Below are 12,737 nucleotides of genomic sequence, written 5' to 3'. Positions count from 1 at the left end.
CTATGTGGTGGCCAGGAGGTCACGTACTCGTTCGTCGTGACCAACAGCGGCAACGTCACGCTGACGGATGTCGTGGTGAACGAGGGGGCGTTCTCGGGGACGGGGACGCTGTCGGCGATCGACTGCCCGGCAGGCACCGCATCGATGGCCCCCGGGGCGCAGCTCGTCTGCACCGCGTCGTACGTGCTGACGCAGGCGGACATCGACGCCGGTCAGGTGACGAACTCCGCCACGGCGACCGGCGTCCCGCCCGGGGATCTGCAGCCTCCCGTGTCGCCGCCGTCGGAGACCGCGCGTCCCGGCGCTTCCCGCCCCCGGCCTGAACATCGTGAAGTCCGCGACCCCCGGCCGTGATGACCACCGTGGGGGAGATTCTGGAGTACTCCTTCGTCGTGACCAACACGGGCAACGTGACGCTGGCGGACCGTGGTGGTGGACGACACGGACTTCTCCGGAGAGGGCGAGCTGTCGGCGGTCACATGCCCGGATGAAGCGGCCCGCATCATCCCGGGGCAGACGGTGACATGCACCGCGACGTACACGACCACTCAGGCGGACGTGGACTCCGGACGGCTGACGAACACCGCGACGGCCACGGCGACACCGCCCACGGGCACGCCGCCGGTGTCACCGCCGTCGACCGTGGAGGTGCCGTTCGACGGGACCAACTCCCTCGCGATCGAGAAGCGGGCGACGACCGTCGACGTCAACGCGAACCGGATCATCGACCTCGGCGATCGCGTGGAGTGGACGATCATCGTTACCAACACCGGGGCACAGACGGTTTCCGACATCGCCGTGTCGGACCCCGACGGCCGGTGCGGTCACCTGCCCGGCGACGAGCCTCGCCTCCGGGGAGCAGATGACATGCACGGTGCCCCCCGCACACCATCGACGCCGCGGACGTGCGTCGCGGCGAGGTGCGAAACGTCGCGACGGTGACGGGGAACACGCCGGACGGGCCGATCGATCCGCCGACCTCGCAGACGATCACCCGAGTGGTCCCCACCCCCGCCGACCGGTCTCGCGGTCACGGGCGGCACGCTGATGGCCGGAGGGCTGCTCCTCGGGGGAGTGATGGTCCTCGCCGGGCTGGGTCTCGGCCTCACCCGGGTGCGCCGGCGAGAGGAAGAGCAGGAGCAGCGCTGACCGAGAAGTGGTCCGTGGCGGGTGCGAATCACCCGCCACGGACGGTCGGGGTCGAAGGAGGAGCCCATGATGTACGCACGCCACCGCAGGATCGCCCGTCTCACGGCGCCGCTCCTGATCTCCGTGTTCCTGCTCAGCGCCTGCTCCGCGGCCGAGGAGGAGCCGACCCCCACCCCGACCGCCGCGGACGGGAGCGCCGCAGATCCCCGGTGAAGAAGAAGGGGTCGTCGGAGCGACGAGCGTACCGGAGGACGTGCCGGACGCTCCGGAGGTGCGCGCCGGCACTCAGATCACGACCTGCACCACGGAGGACGACGGCGGGACGGCGGAAGGCGTGGTCGGCAATCCCACGGACGAGGATGCGACGTACGTCGTGACCGTGTTCTTCACCACCGACGCGGCCACGGTCGTCGGGTCCGGTCAGGCGACGGTGGAGGTCCCCCGCCGGGGAGGAAGCCGACTGGTCCCTCACCGCGGACTTCGTGCCGCCGAGCGATCTTCGCTGCGCGCTGCGCGGGGCCGGCGCCGCGTCCTGAACCGACCGCCGTCGACGGGCGCCGCTACGGCGCGGGGGACGTAGCGCGCGAGCGGGTCGAAGGGAGGCTGCGAGGAGAGGTGCGCGACGGCGGCAGCGCCCCACCGCGCAGGCCGTCTGCAGGGCCGACTTGCGCTGGCAGTCCGCTCTGCAGGGCGAGCACGAGCGCGGCGCAGAAGGCGTCTCCCGCCCCCACGGTGTTGACGGCGCGGGTGGGCACGCCGTTCGCCCGTGCGATCTCCTCGCCGCCGCGGAACAGGGCAGCCCCCTCGGCGCCGTAGGTCACGGCGACGAGGGCGGCATCGGCCAGCTCCGGCATCAGCTCGCGCTCGGTCTCGTTCACGATGAACAGATCCACCCGCTGGAGCAGCGCGTCGGGAAGGGGCTGTGCGGGGGCGGCGTTGACCGGCGACGAACCCCTCGGCGCGGGCGACGACGCTCTCGACGACGGACCATCGCGATCTCCAGTTGCAGCAGGACGGCCTCGTCCGGCCCGACGGCGACGCCCTCGAGGGAGACGAGCTCGTTCGCGCCGGGGCACACCGCGATCTGGTTCTCGGCGTCGGCACCCACGACGATGAGGGCCGTCCCGGTGGGCGCGGCGACCGTGCGCAGGTCCGCGGTGTCGACGCCGGCGTGGCCGAGCTCATCGCGCATCCAGGCGCCGTCGGCGTCGGCCCCGACGGCCCCCCACCCATCCGGACCCGACCGCCCAGCTTGGCCGCCGCGACGGCCTGGTTGGCAACCCTTGCCGCCGAGATCGCGCGAGAGCCGGCCCCCGGCGACGGTCTCGCCGGCGGTCGGCAGCCGATCGACGAAGGCGGTGAGGTCGACATTGGCGCTCCCGACGACGACGAGGGAAGGGGCGAGGACAGCGTCCGGCTTGACGTTCATGAGAAAGAGTGTAAACGTTTACGCACACCCGATTGCAAAGGAGCACCCCATGCCCGTCCCCGTCCTCCTCGACTGCGACCCCCGGCCACGACGACGTCTTCGCCATCTGGCTGGCGGCGGGAGACGAGCGCATCGACCCTCCGCGGCGTCACGACCGTCGGTGGCAACGGCTACCTGGAACACACCACCAGGAACGCGCAGATCGCCCTCACGGTCGCGGGCGTGACCGGCGTCCCCGTGGCTGCGGGAGCCGACAAGCCGCTCCGCCGCGAGCTCACCCCGGGGGCCTGGATCCACGGGGACAACGCCCTCGGCGGACCCGTCCTCCCCGAGCCCACGGTCCCGCTCGACCCGCGGCACGCCGTCGACTTCCTCGCGGAGACCCTGAAGGCCTCCGCGGAGGCCGATCACGGTGATCCCCACGGGCCCGCTGACGAACATCGCCCTGCTCCTCCTCCAGCAGCACCCGGAGGCGGCCCGCAACATCAAGGAGATCATCTGGATGGGCGGATCGACCGGACGCGGCAACGTCGGCGCCTATCCCCGAGTTCAAACGCCTGGGCCGACCCCGAGGCCCGCGGCGGTCGTGTTCGCCTCCGGTCTGCCGCTCACCATGGTCGGCCTCAAACATCTCCCACCAGGCGCTCATCACCGAAGAGGTCGTGCAGCGGATCGCGGCGGTCGGCAACCGCACGGCGGCGTTCGGCGTGGAACTGCTGCGCTTCTTCTCCGCGTCGTACGACAAGGCCGAGGGGATGCCGGAGGGACCGCTGCACGACCCCATCACCGTCGCCATCGCGATCGATCGTGCCGTCGCCACGGTGCAGCGCTGCCATGTCGACATCGAGACGGCCGGCGAGTTCACGGCAGGGGCGACGTGTGTCGACCTCCACGACATGCTCGGCAAGGAGCCGAACGCCGACGTCGCGCTGACCCTCGACGTGCCGGCCTTCTGGAACCTGGTGACGGATGCCGTCGCAGCACTCGCCTGAGGGTCACGCGCCCGGCGCGGGAGACGTCGACTCGGCCACGCGCAGGGTCGGGGCCACGCGGCGCAGGGCGTACGGGGCGTCCGGATCCTCCTCCGCTGCACGAGAGCCTCCACCGCCTCCGCGGCGAGCTCGTCGAACGGCTGGACCACGGTCGTCAGACGCGGCTCGCACACCTCCGCCAGCATGGTGCCGTCGAATCCCGTGATGAGGATGTCGTCGGGGACGCGGAGGCCGGCGCGCTTCAGCGCGGCGACGGCACCGGCGGCGACGAGGTCGTCGCCCGCGACAATGGCGTCCGGGAGCGGACCGCGCGCTCGCAGCTCCGTGACGGCGGACTCGCCGAAGGCGAGCAGGTATTCGCCGAACACGTTCTCCTCGACCGGCAGCGACCGCGCGCGGACGATCGCCTCGAACGCGGCGCGGCGCTCGCGGCCGACCGACGTGACGTCGTTGCCCGACACGAGGACGATGCGAGAGGCGCCGCGGGAGACCAGATGGTCGACGGCGAGCCCGATGCCATGATCGTTGTCCACCCCCACGAAGTCGGCATCCAGGTCCAGCACCCTCCGGTCCACCTGGACCAGGGGAAGGCGCTGGGCGGTATCGGCGACGGCGTCGAACGACAGCTCCGCATCGGACGGGACCACGAAGACCCCCTCGACGCGGCGCTCGACGAGCATGCGCAGGCGCGCGCGCTCGCGGTCGACCTCGCCGTGCGAGTCCGCGATGACGAGGTCGAATCCCCGCCGCTGCAGATGGTCCTCGAGGCGATGGACGAGCTCACCGTAGAACGGGTTGCTGATCACCGGGACGACCACGCCGATGGTCGCGCCGGTGCCTTCGCGCAGACCGCGGCCGATGAGGTTGACCCGATACCCGAGCTGCTCGGCCACCCGGGCCACATGCTCGGCGGTGGCTCCGGAGACGCGCTCCTTGCCGTTCAGCGCGCGGGACACCGTGGCGATCGACACCCCGGCCGCGGCTGCCACATCGTGCAGCGTCACCGACGGCTTCCTCATCCGCACCTCGACTCCCGTCGGGCGCCGACACCGGCGCCTCGACTCCCAAGATAAGCCGCGCGTAAAGGATTACGCATTCCGGCGCCCCCCGCACCGACACGAAGAAGTGAGAACGACATGCACACCACCGCCCTCCGGCCCCGGACGGCCGTCGCCCCGCTGATGGTCGCCCTCCTCGCGGCCTGCCTCGCGTTCCAGCTCAACGCGAGCATGCTCAGCCCCGCTCTGGTCACGATGGAGCGCGAGCTCGACGCGACGGCATCGGAGATCGCGGCGACCCAGACGGTGTTCTTCACCGCCGCCGCCCTCTTCACCCTGTTCCTCCCGCGGCTGGGCGACCTCATCGGACGGCGGCGCGTGCTCGTCGGCATGCTCGTGGTGATGGCGGTCGGCTGCGTGGTCGCGGCGCTCGCGACGAACGTCCCGATGCTCTTCGTCGGCCGCCTCATCCAGGGCGTCTCCGGTCCCGTCGTACCGCTGTGCCTGATCATGCTGCGCGCGGCCGTCGCGGACCCGAAGATGTACGGCACGCTGCTCGGCGTCGTCACGGCCGTCAACGGCGGGATCGCGGGCGGCGACGCGCTGCTCGGCGGCTACCTCGCCACGAACCACGGGTTCGCCTCGATCTTCTGGACCATGGCCGGTGTCGCGGTGGCTGCGGCGCTCGTCGTGCGCCTTCTCGCCCCGGAGACGATGGCGGAGGACCGTCCGCGCATGGACTGGTGGGGGTCGCTGCTCCTGGTCGTCTCCGTCGGGTCGATGCTCGTCGCCCTGAACGAGCTCGGGAAGCTCGCCGAGGCGGACGTGCTCCTGGTGATCGTGCTGGCTGTCTTGGCCGTGGTGTCGTTCCTCGCCTTCTGGAAGCTGGAGGGCGCGCTGCGGGACCCGCTGGTCTCGCCCGCTCAGCTGAAGCAGCGCTCCACCTGGGCGCTCTGCGCGACCTCGTTGCTGACCCTCTCCGGCATCTTCGCGGTGATGAACGGCGTGGTCCCCGCTCTGGCGCAGGACACCGGCATGGGTCTGTCCATGAGCGCCGAGGAGGTGTCGTTCTGGATCCTGATGCCGTACGCGCTCGCCGGCCTGCTGATGGGACCGCTGACCGGACGGCTCGCGGCGACCGTGGGCTACCGCGCGATGCTCCGGGTGGGACTGATCGGCACGATCGTCGTGCTCGTGCTGATGGTGGCGAACGTCGGGACGTCCTCCCGGGTCACCCTGCTGCTGCTCTCGGTCGCGGCCGGCGTCACGTACGCCGGCATCGGCAACATCATGCTGAACGGCCTCGGCGTCGTGCTGTCGCCGAAGGAGCGGCCGGGATCGCTCCCCGGGTTGAACACCGGCGCGATCAACCTCGGGGCGGGACTGAGCTTCGTCGTGATCTACGCGGCCCAGACCTCGTTCGGCGGCAGCGGGGATGCGGCGGGCGGCTACGTCGCCGCGCTCCTCACCGGCGCCGTCGTGCTCGCCGGCGCGCTGACCTTCTCCCTCTTCATCCCGAAGCCCGTCCACGCCGAGCTGACCCGCTGAGGCGGCTCAGCTGAAGAGGATGAGCACGTAGACGGCGAAGGTCGCCAGGTGCGCGGCCCCGTGCATCGCGGTGACCCGCTTCGCCGCGAACGTCGTCACCGACAGCAGCAGGGTGACGGCGAGCATGAGGAGGTTGGCCGGCGACTCGGCGAGCACCACCTGCTGCCCGGTGAGCATGCCGATCAGGAGGACCGCCGGAATGGTCAGGCCGACCGTCGACACGAGCGCCCCGTGGCAGAGGTTGTTCACGCGCTGGGCCTCGCCGTTCAGGGCCGCGCGGATCGAGGTGATCGACTCCGGGAGGAACACGATGCCGGCGATCAGCAGCCCCGCCAGGGCGACGGGAGCGCCGAGCCGGCCGAGACCGTCGTCGAGCAGGGCCGCCATGTCGTGCGAGAGCAGCACGATGGGGACGACGGTGATGACGAGGAGGACGAGGCGGGTCAGCACCTCGACGCGGTGGGCCGCGAGCACCGCGCGGATGGGGGTCCGCGGTGCCGCGTTCGCCGCCGTGTGGGCTGGCCGCAGCCTCTCGTCCACCTCGGTGAAGTCATCGGCCTGCGCACCCATCTGCCGGAACAGGAAGAACGCGTACAGGACGAGTGTGAGCACGATGATCGGGATCTCCTGGCCGACCGTGTACGCACCGCCGTGGCCGATGAGCCCCGGAAGTCCGAACGCCAGAGCGACGAGGACCACGAGCATCGACAGGTACGCGGATGTGCCGGTGCGGTTGTGCGCCATACCCCGATGGCGGAGTCCGCCGAGGAGGAGGGCCAGGCCGATGACGAGGTTGAGGATGATCATGGAGACGGCCATGACCGAGTCGCGCGCGATGGTGGCGTGCTCGCCCGGCCCGAGCATGACCGCCGAGATGAGGATCACCTCGATGAGCACGATCGACAGGGTCAGCACCAGGGATCCGTAGGGATCGCCCAGCCGGTGGGCGAGGGCCTCGGCCTGCTTCACGACGCCGAACGCGCACACGAGGATCACGGCGACGATCGCGAGGAGGGCGACGACCAGGAGTGGTCCCGGCACGGGAGGCGCGAGCAACGGGTGCAGGGCGAGCAGGGCGACGACCGCGCCCCAGCCCAGGGCCACACGCAGCAGGTCGGTGCGGGTGATGAACGACCGGATCATGACGGACTCCTTCATGAGTCAGTCGTCGTGTGCGGGTACTGCTCCCTCGTCCGCTGCTCCGGGTGCCGGAGACACCCTCAGGATACCCGCGCTCCCGGAACAGCGGCTGAGCAGTGCAGGTCTCAGCTCTGGGGGGCGTCGTTCCAGGACCAGATGTCGTCGCCGCGCAGGACGGCGTCGGCTCCGCCGTCGCAGTAGATCGTCTGACCCGCCATGTGGGTGTTGACCGGGCTGGTGAGCCAGACGAGGAGCTCGGCGATGGAGGACGCCGGCTGGTGGTAGTTCAGGGGCATCGGCACGGCGGCGTCCACCATGGCCAGACCTTCGGGCGAGTCGAGCAGGCCCGCGGTCATCGCCGTGATGACGGTGCCGGGGGCGACGGCGTTCAGCGGGATGCCCGCTCCCGCCCACGCCGGGGTGATGCTCTCGCGACGGACCCACCGCGACAGGGCGCGCTTGCTGGACGAGTAGTTGAGGAACCCGGCCTCGGGTGTCGCGGCCAGGCGGTCGCCGATCTCGATCGCGCGCGCCTCGTCGTCGGCGAGGGCCGCGTCGACGAGCTCGGGCGACACCGGCTGCAGCGAGGCCATCGACGACACCACGGCGGCGCGCGGCGCATCGGCCAGGCTCAGCGTGGGCTGCAGCGCGGTCAGGAACTCGGTCACGCCGAAGAAGTTGATGGACATCGTCTTCGAGATCGGAGCCGAGATGCCGGCGCAGGCGATGACGGCGTCGATCCCGTCGTCGGCCGCCTCGACCACGGCGCTCGCCGCGGCCAGACGCCCCTCGTGGGTGGACAGATCTCCGTCGACCTCGACGCCGGCGAGGTCGACGCCGATGACGGTGTGGCCCTGAGAGCGGAGCAGCTCGGCGGTGGCGGCGCCGATGCCGGATGCGGATCCGGTGACGACATAGGTGCGGGTCATGGGGTTTCCTCCTTGATGGACACGACCGGCGGCGTGCCGGACAGTGCGGTGACGAAGCGGCCGAGCTGGCGGCGGAATCCGTCGATCTCGTCCGGTGACCAGCCTGCGACCGCATCGCCGACCATGCGATGGCCGGCCTCGACCAGGCGCGCATAGGCCGTCCGGCCCGCGTCCGTCAGGCGCACCTCGACCGTGCGTCCCGAGCGCACGGGGTCGACGACGCCCTGCGTCGCCATGCGGGCGACGAGCTTCGACGTGGTCGGCCGCGACAGTGTCGCGTGTGCGGCCAGGTCGCCGAAGCCCATCGTGCCTCCGTTCATCCCGAGCAGGTAGAGCGCGCGGATGGCGGACGGATCGAGGGCGACGTCGACGGCTTCCGCGACCTGACGTTGCAGATCGCTCTCACTCCATTCCGACACCACGCGGACGAGGGCCAGGTGGATGCCGGCGACGTCTTCGCCGGTGGTCATGTGTCCAGAGTACGCCTCAAAGTTGCCTCAGGCAACAGTTGTGATGTATCCCGCGCTCGCGGTGTCCTCCGCGAGGGTGAAGAAATGCCGATCGCCTGCCCGCCGCGCACAGCCGCCACCGGCGCTGCTGCCCGTCGGCATAATCGAGCACGATCCACGCGGGTGGAGGTGTGCCCTGCGGACCGAGGACGAATGAGCACGCCCCGAGGCCGGGGGAGGCGAGTTCGGCGACGAAGCGGTCGTCGCCGGGTGCGAAGGGTGCGGTCTCGTGGAGCTCTGCCGGCTGCAGGCGGAGGACGGTGTCGGAGTGCTCCCGGACGTCGGAGCGGAGTCGACGCCTCATGCGACACCGCCTCGGCGTGCCGCCCACTCGCGGGTGTCGCGGACGCCCTGCGCATCGAGGTAGGCGCGGATCACGTCCTGGGTCAGGCGGGTCTGCGCCTCCGTGCCCATCGCCGCCTGCATGACGCCGATCGCGGGCGCGGGCTTCCCGTCCACCCGCTCGAGCGCCTCCCAGACGATGTCCTCGCGGCCGCCGCGACCCAAGGAATGCGGCATCGAGGTGAACCCCGTGCGGCGATGGTCGGTGGGTCGTGTCTCTGGCATGGGGATTCCTCTCTCGGGGCGGATGGGCAGGCTCGCGCCGAGGGACGTGTGTCCCTCGCGCTGCGCACGTCGGACCGCGGGGGGTGCTCTCCCCGACTCCGGCGCACGGGCTGCGGCGGCGCGCCTCCGCAGGCGGCCCTCTGAGTGGCGTGCGGAGCGGTCTGCCTGACCGGTTGCTGTCCTCCGACCGTACCACGTTATTTTGAGTCATTCAAAAGAAGTGAGAGACGATCACGGTTCCGTACAGGGTTGCAGAGCGATTCGCTCAGGCGTTTTTCTCCCGTTCAGCGGGAAATTTGACTTCCCTGTGCTTCCGGGTATGGTCGGGGGTTACGCCAGCCAGTCACAAAGGGGAAGCGCCATGTCAGGAAAGTCCACACCGGTCGCGCCGGAAAGAAGGCGCCGCAGCTCTCTCTCAAGGAGAAGCGGGCGGCGAAGCGCGCGAAGAACGCCCGGACGAGTTCCTCAAGCCTCGCAAGGGCGCGAAGAGCTGAGGACTCCGGCCCGGCGGGTGCGGCGCTCGATCGTGGCACCCGCCGGTACCCGGGCGATGGGCTACCGGGGTGCCGCCGCTGTGTCAACGGGCCTGTCCTGAGCGCCGATCCGACGCACGCTGGAGTCTCCGTCACGAGAGGAGCGCGTCATGTCGAACCCGGAAGCCTTCATGTACCCGGATGAGCCGCTGCAGCCGGAGGAGCCTCTGCGACCCGAGGAGGAGGACGTCGTCGAGTCCGATGAGGAGCCTTCGCGAGAAGGCATCGCGGCACACCTCGCCGAGCGCGGAGGCGACGATCCGGACGCTCTTCAGGACGTGCCGGCCGGCGGGGCCGGAGCCGACGCCGGCGCGGGGAACGCGGCCCGCGTGGACCCTGCGTCGAAGAATCCACCGGAGCCCGCCTACGAGTCGACCCACAGCAAGGAGCCCGGCGTCGGTCCGCGGCATGAAGAGGGCTGAGCGACCGATCAGCGGAAGACCCGACTGATCCGCTCTCGACCTGCACGAGGTGGATGAACACGAGCCCGCGCAGGAGGGGCGCGAAGGGCGACCGTAGCGCTCGCCGGATCGGCCCGCGTGGCCTGGTCTCCCATGTCAGCGTCGCCCGGAGCTGAGTGCCGCCCGCCGCCGGTTCGAGCGCGAGGATGAGGAGGCGCGGGTTCGCGCTCGGGGCGTCGGGATGCTCGAATCGCCAGGCCACGTGTGTGGGATCCTCCGGCGCCGAACGGGTCACCCGGAGGCGATGGAATGCCGGCTTGCGCCGGAGTGGTCGTCCGTCGGGGGCCGTCGTGGGGGCGAACGCCTCCCAGGGACCGTCCTCGGGTCCCGGGAGGATGGTGGCGACGCTCTGATCCCAATCCGGGAGACGGTCGGCGGTCGAGAGCAGTGTCCAGACATCCGTCATGGCCGCCGGGATGAACATCGAGCGTGACCCGGAGATCCCGGAGATCTCCCGCCGTCGCTGCAGCGGGCGGGCTGCGGCTTCGACCTCATCCAGTTGCACCGTGATGTCGTCCGCCGTCACGGCGAGCCGGTCGAGGATGGCGGTGATCAGGCCGCTGGCTCCTCGAGAAGGGCGCGGAGCACGGCGGCCGAGTCGCCCTGTCGGCCGCCCCCTGTGGCGGCGCGGAGCACCGCGAGGGCGCGGTCCGTCCAGTCGTAGCCCTCGGTCTCGTGGAAGACGATGCGACCGGGGGCCGATCGAAGGAGCGTCCACGCCCACGGCCTGGAGCTGTCCGGCGTGCTGCGCCTCGACCGCCGTCCGGGTGGCGTCGAGATCGACGCCCGCACGCCGCAGGACCTGTCCGCCGGTGTCGGCATCGAGCGTGAGCGCGAGCAGCAGGTAATCGATGTCGGCATCGCGGACACCCAGGCGTGACGCCTCCTCCATCGCCGCGAGCGAGAGGGTGTGCATGGTCGCAGCGGCCTGCGTGAACCGGCTCATGCGTTCCGCCGCGGAACCGGGATCGTCGGATCGATGCGACGACTGTGCTTCTTGTGCACGGCCTGCCGCGTGACCCCGAGGGCGTCGGCGACGGCCTGCCAGCTCATCCCGGCGCGGAGCGCGGCCTCCACCTGGCGCAGTTCGAGAGCGTCGGCGAGCGTCCGCAACGAGGCCACTGCGCGAAGCCCGGCACGGGGATCGGTCGTGTCCGCGGCGGCGCGGGCGATGTCGAGGGACTCCATGATGTCAACCTAGGTTGCTGGCAGCGATGCTGTCAACCCGGGTTGCTTCTAGAGCCCCTCGACGATCCGTCAGGCGGCGGAGGGGTGCAGCACGACCTTGATGCAGCCGTCCTTCTTCTCCTGGAACGTCCGGTACAGGTCCGGGGCGTCTTCCAGGGCCGCGTGGTGCGTCGTCAGATCCATCACGCCGAGCGGGTCGGACGGGTCCTCCACAAGCGGGAGGATGTCGTCGATCCAGTTCTTCACGTTGCACTGTCCCATGCGCATGCTGATCTGCTTGTCGAACAGGGTCTTCATCGGCAGGATGTCGGCGTCGCCCGCGTACACACCGCTCAGCGAGACCGTGCCCCCACGACGGACGGCGTCGATCGAGGCGTACACGGCGGCGAGACGATCGATCCCGGCCTTGTCGAGCATCTGCCGTGCCGCGGGATCGGGCAGCAGTCCGACCGCCTTCTGCAGGAACTCCACGCCGCTGTTGCCGTGTGCCTCCAGGCCCACCGCGTCCACGACCGCGTCGGCACCACGACCCTCGGTGGCATCGCGGATCTCCTCGACGGCCGTGTCCGTGAGGTCGAGCGTCTCGATGCCGTGCCGCTCCGCCATCGCGCGCCGCTCCGCCACCGGCTCGACCGCGATGACGCGGTGGCCGCGGTGCCGGGCGATCCGGCTGACGAACTGCCCGACGGGGCCGAGTCCCATCACCGCGAGCGTCCCGCCTTCGGGAAGCTGCGCGTACTCCACGCCCTGCCATGCGGTCGGCAGGATGTCGCTGAGGAAGAGGTAGCGCTCATCCGGCAGGTCCGGCCCGACCGGGATGTGGTTGTAGTCGGCCAGCGGCACGCGGAGGTACTCGGCCTGCCCGCCGGGGACCTGGCCGTAGAGCTTGGTGTAGCCGAAGAGTGCCGCGCCGCTGCCGTACTTGCGCACCTGGGTCGTCTCGCACTGCGACTGCAGCCCGCGGAGGCAGAAGAAGCACGCCCCGCAGGAGATGTTGAACGGGATCACGACGCGGTCGCCGGGCTTCAGCTTCGTGACGTTCGCGCCGACCTCCACCACGACGCCCATGGGCTCGTGCCCGAGGATGTCCCCGCGGTCGAGGAACGGGCCCAGCAGTTCGTAGAGGTGCAGGTCGGATCCGCAGATGGCCGACGAGGTGATCCGGACGATGGCGTCCGCCGGCTGCTGGATGACCGGGTCGGCGACCTCCTCCACCGTCACGTTCCGCTTGCCCTGCCAGGTGAGTGCCTTCATCATGTCCTCCACGTCTCGATGTCCGTCGTCCCTACACGCT

At 70.7% G+C, this 12,737-nt stretch carries 16 protein-coding genes and 4 pseudogenes; 10 read left to right on the top strand and 10 right to left on the bottom strand.

Annotated elements, in window-relative coordinates; genetic code table 11:
* The 5 genes from AB1285_RS21575 to AB1285_RS21555 all read left to right on the top strand — a co-directional run.
* A partial coding sequence (locus tag AB1285_RS21575; protein WP_429977867.1) for a DUF7507 domain-containing protein occupies positions 1 to 354 on the top strand: 354 nt, incomplete at its 5' end.
* The gene (locus AB1285_RS21570) at positions 354 to 491 is read left to right on the top strand and encodes a DUF7507 domain-containing protein (protein ID WP_429977869.1); all 138 of its coding nucleotides are present in this window, start codon (positions 354 to 356) and stop codon (positions 489 to 491) included. The genes AB1285_RS21575 and AB1285_RS21570, both read left to right, overlap by 1 nt.
* Entirely contained in the window at positions 433 to 942 is a 510-nt protein-coding gene (locus tag AB1285_RS21565) for a DUF7507 domain-containing protein (protein ID WP_429977866.1), read from the top strand. The genes AB1285_RS21570 and AB1285_RS21565 overlap by 59 nt, the downstream gene beginning before the upstream one ends.
* 273 nt (positions 943 to 1,215) lie before the next feature.
* Complete coding sequence (locus tag AB1285_RS21560) at positions 1,216 to 1,362, top strand: hypothetical protein (protein ID WP_429977865.1); 147 nt, start codon at positions 1,216 to 1,218, stop codon at positions 1,360 to 1,362.
* A gap of 58 nt (positions 1,363 to 1,420) precedes the next feature.
* Positions 1,421 to 1,729, top strand: a complete 309-nt coding sequence (locus AB1285_RS21555) for a hypothetical protein (protein WP_429977864.1) — start codon at positions 1,421 to 1,423, stop codon at positions 1,727 to 1,729.
* On the opposite strand, the gene AB1285_RS21550 is transcribed toward AB1285_RS21555, so the two are convergent.
* On the bottom strand, positions 1,710 to 2,027 hold the full coding sequence (locus AB1285_RS21550) for a PfkB family carbohydrate kinase (protein WP_429977863.1): 318 nt from the start codon (positions 2,025 to 2,027) through the stop codon (positions 1,710 to 1,712). The genes AB1285_RS21555 and AB1285_RS21550 overlap by 20 nt on opposite strands.
* Positions 2,024 to 2,578, bottom strand: a complete 555-nt coding sequence (locus AB1285_RS21545) for a PfkB family carbohydrate kinase (RefSeq protein ID WP_429977862.1) — start codon at positions 2,576 to 2,578, stop codon at positions 2,024 to 2,026. The genes AB1285_RS21550 and AB1285_RS21545 overlap by 4 nt, the downstream gene beginning before the upstream one ends.
* Between AB1285_RS21545 and AB1285_RS21540 the strand changes: the two are divergent.
* The 3 genes and pseudogenes from AB1285_RS21540 to AB1285_RS21530 all read left to right on the top strand — a co-directional run.
* Positions 2,495 to 2,914 (top strand): annotated as a pseudogene (locus AB1285_RS21540) (nucleoside hydrolase); the annotation flags it as partial. The gene AB1285_RS21545 and the pseudogene AB1285_RS21540 overlap by 84 nt on opposite strands.
* A 76-nt stretch (positions 2,915 to 2,990) precedes the next feature.
* Positions 2,991 to 3,146 (top strand): annotated as a pseudogene (locus AB1285_RS21535) (nucleoside hydrolase); the annotation flags it as partial.
* Positions 3,147 to 3,240: 94 nt separating this feature from the next.
* Complete coding sequence (locus AB1285_RS21530) at positions 3,241 to 3,570, top strand: nucleoside hydrolase (RefSeq protein ID WP_429977868.1); 330 nt, start codon at positions 3,241 to 3,243, stop codon at positions 3,568 to 3,570.
* 101 nt (positions 3,571 to 3,671) lie between these two features.
* Here AB1285_RS21530 and AB1285_RS21525 read toward each other — a convergent pair.
* Positions 3,672 to 4,589, bottom strand: a pseudogene (locus AB1285_RS21525) (LacI family DNA-binding transcriptional regulator); the annotation flags it as partial.
* A 117-nt stretch (positions 4,590 to 4,706) separates the two neighbouring features.
* On the opposite strand from AB1285_RS21525, the gene AB1285_RS21520 reads away from it, so the two are divergent.
* A complete protein-coding gene (locus tag AB1285_RS21520; protein ID WP_259954163.1) occupies positions 4,707 to 6,116 on the top strand; it encodes an MFS transporter in 1,410 nt (469 codons plus the stop codon).
* Between the two features lie 6 nt (positions 6,117 to 6,122).
* Here the strand turns inward: AB1285_RS21520 and AB1285_RS21515 are convergent, their stop codons facing one another.
* The 4 genes from AB1285_RS21515 to AB1285_RS21500 all read right to left on the bottom strand — a co-directional run bounded on the left by AB1285_RS21515 (position 6,123) and on the right by AB1285_RS21500 (position 9,261).
* Entirely contained in the window at positions 6,123 to 7,259 is a 1,137-nt protein-coding gene (locus tag AB1285_RS21515) for a calcium:proton antiporter (protein WP_259954162.1), read from the bottom strand.
* Between the two features lie 122 nt (positions 7,260 to 7,381).
* The gene (locus tag AB1285_RS21510; RefSeq protein ID WP_370428196.1) at positions 7,382 to 8,185 is read right to left on the bottom strand and encodes an SDR family oxidoreductase; all 804 of its coding nucleotides are present in this window, start codon (positions 8,183 to 8,185) and stop codon (positions 7,382 to 7,384) included.
* Complete coding sequence (locus AB1285_RS21505; RefSeq protein WP_280568240.1) at positions 8,182 to 8,655, bottom strand: MarR family winged helix-turn-helix transcriptional regulator; 474 nt, start codon at positions 8,653 to 8,655, stop codon at positions 8,182 to 8,184. The genes AB1285_RS21510 and AB1285_RS21505 overlap by 4 nt, the downstream gene beginning before the upstream one ends.
* A 339-nt stretch (positions 8,656 to 8,994) precedes the next feature.
* Positions 8,995 to 9,261, bottom strand: coding sequence for a hypothetical protein (locus AB1285_RS21500; protein WP_370428195.1), 267 nt, complete (start codon positions 9,259 to 9,261; stop codon positions 8,995 to 8,997).
* A gap of 643 nt (positions 9,262 to 9,904) precedes the next feature.
* On the opposite strand from AB1285_RS21500, the gene AB1285_RS21495 reads away from it, so the two are divergent.
* Entirely contained in the window at positions 9,905 to 10,216 is a 312-nt protein-coding gene (locus AB1285_RS21495) for a hypothetical protein (protein WP_187662820.1), read from the top strand.
* Between the two features lie 88 nt (positions 10,217 to 10,304).
* Here AB1285_RS21495 and AB1285_RS21490 read toward each other — a convergent pair.
* From AB1285_RS21490 to AB1285_RS21480, 3 genes and pseudogenes are all read right to left on the bottom strand, one after another.
* Positions 10,305 to 11,147: pseudogene (locus tag AB1285_RS21490) on the bottom strand (SRPBCC family protein); the annotation flags it as partial.
* A 50-nt stretch (positions 11,148 to 11,197) separates the two neighbouring features.
* A complete protein-coding gene (locus tag AB1285_RS21485; protein ID WP_187662822.1) occupies positions 11,198 to 11,443 on the bottom strand; it encodes a hypothetical protein in 246 nt (81 codons plus the stop codon).
* Between the two features lie 69 nt (positions 11,444 to 11,512).
* Positions 11,513 to 12,697, bottom strand: a complete 1,185-nt coding sequence (locus tag AB1285_RS21480; protein WP_370428281.1) for a zinc-dependent alcohol dehydrogenase — start codon at positions 12,695 to 12,697, stop codon at positions 11,513 to 11,515.
* Positions 12,698 to 12,737 lie beyond the last annotated feature (40 nt).

This window comes from Microbacterium sp. NRRL B-14842 (genome assembly GCF_050470785.1).
This window is presented reverse-complemented; position numbering and strand designations above follow the sequence as displayed.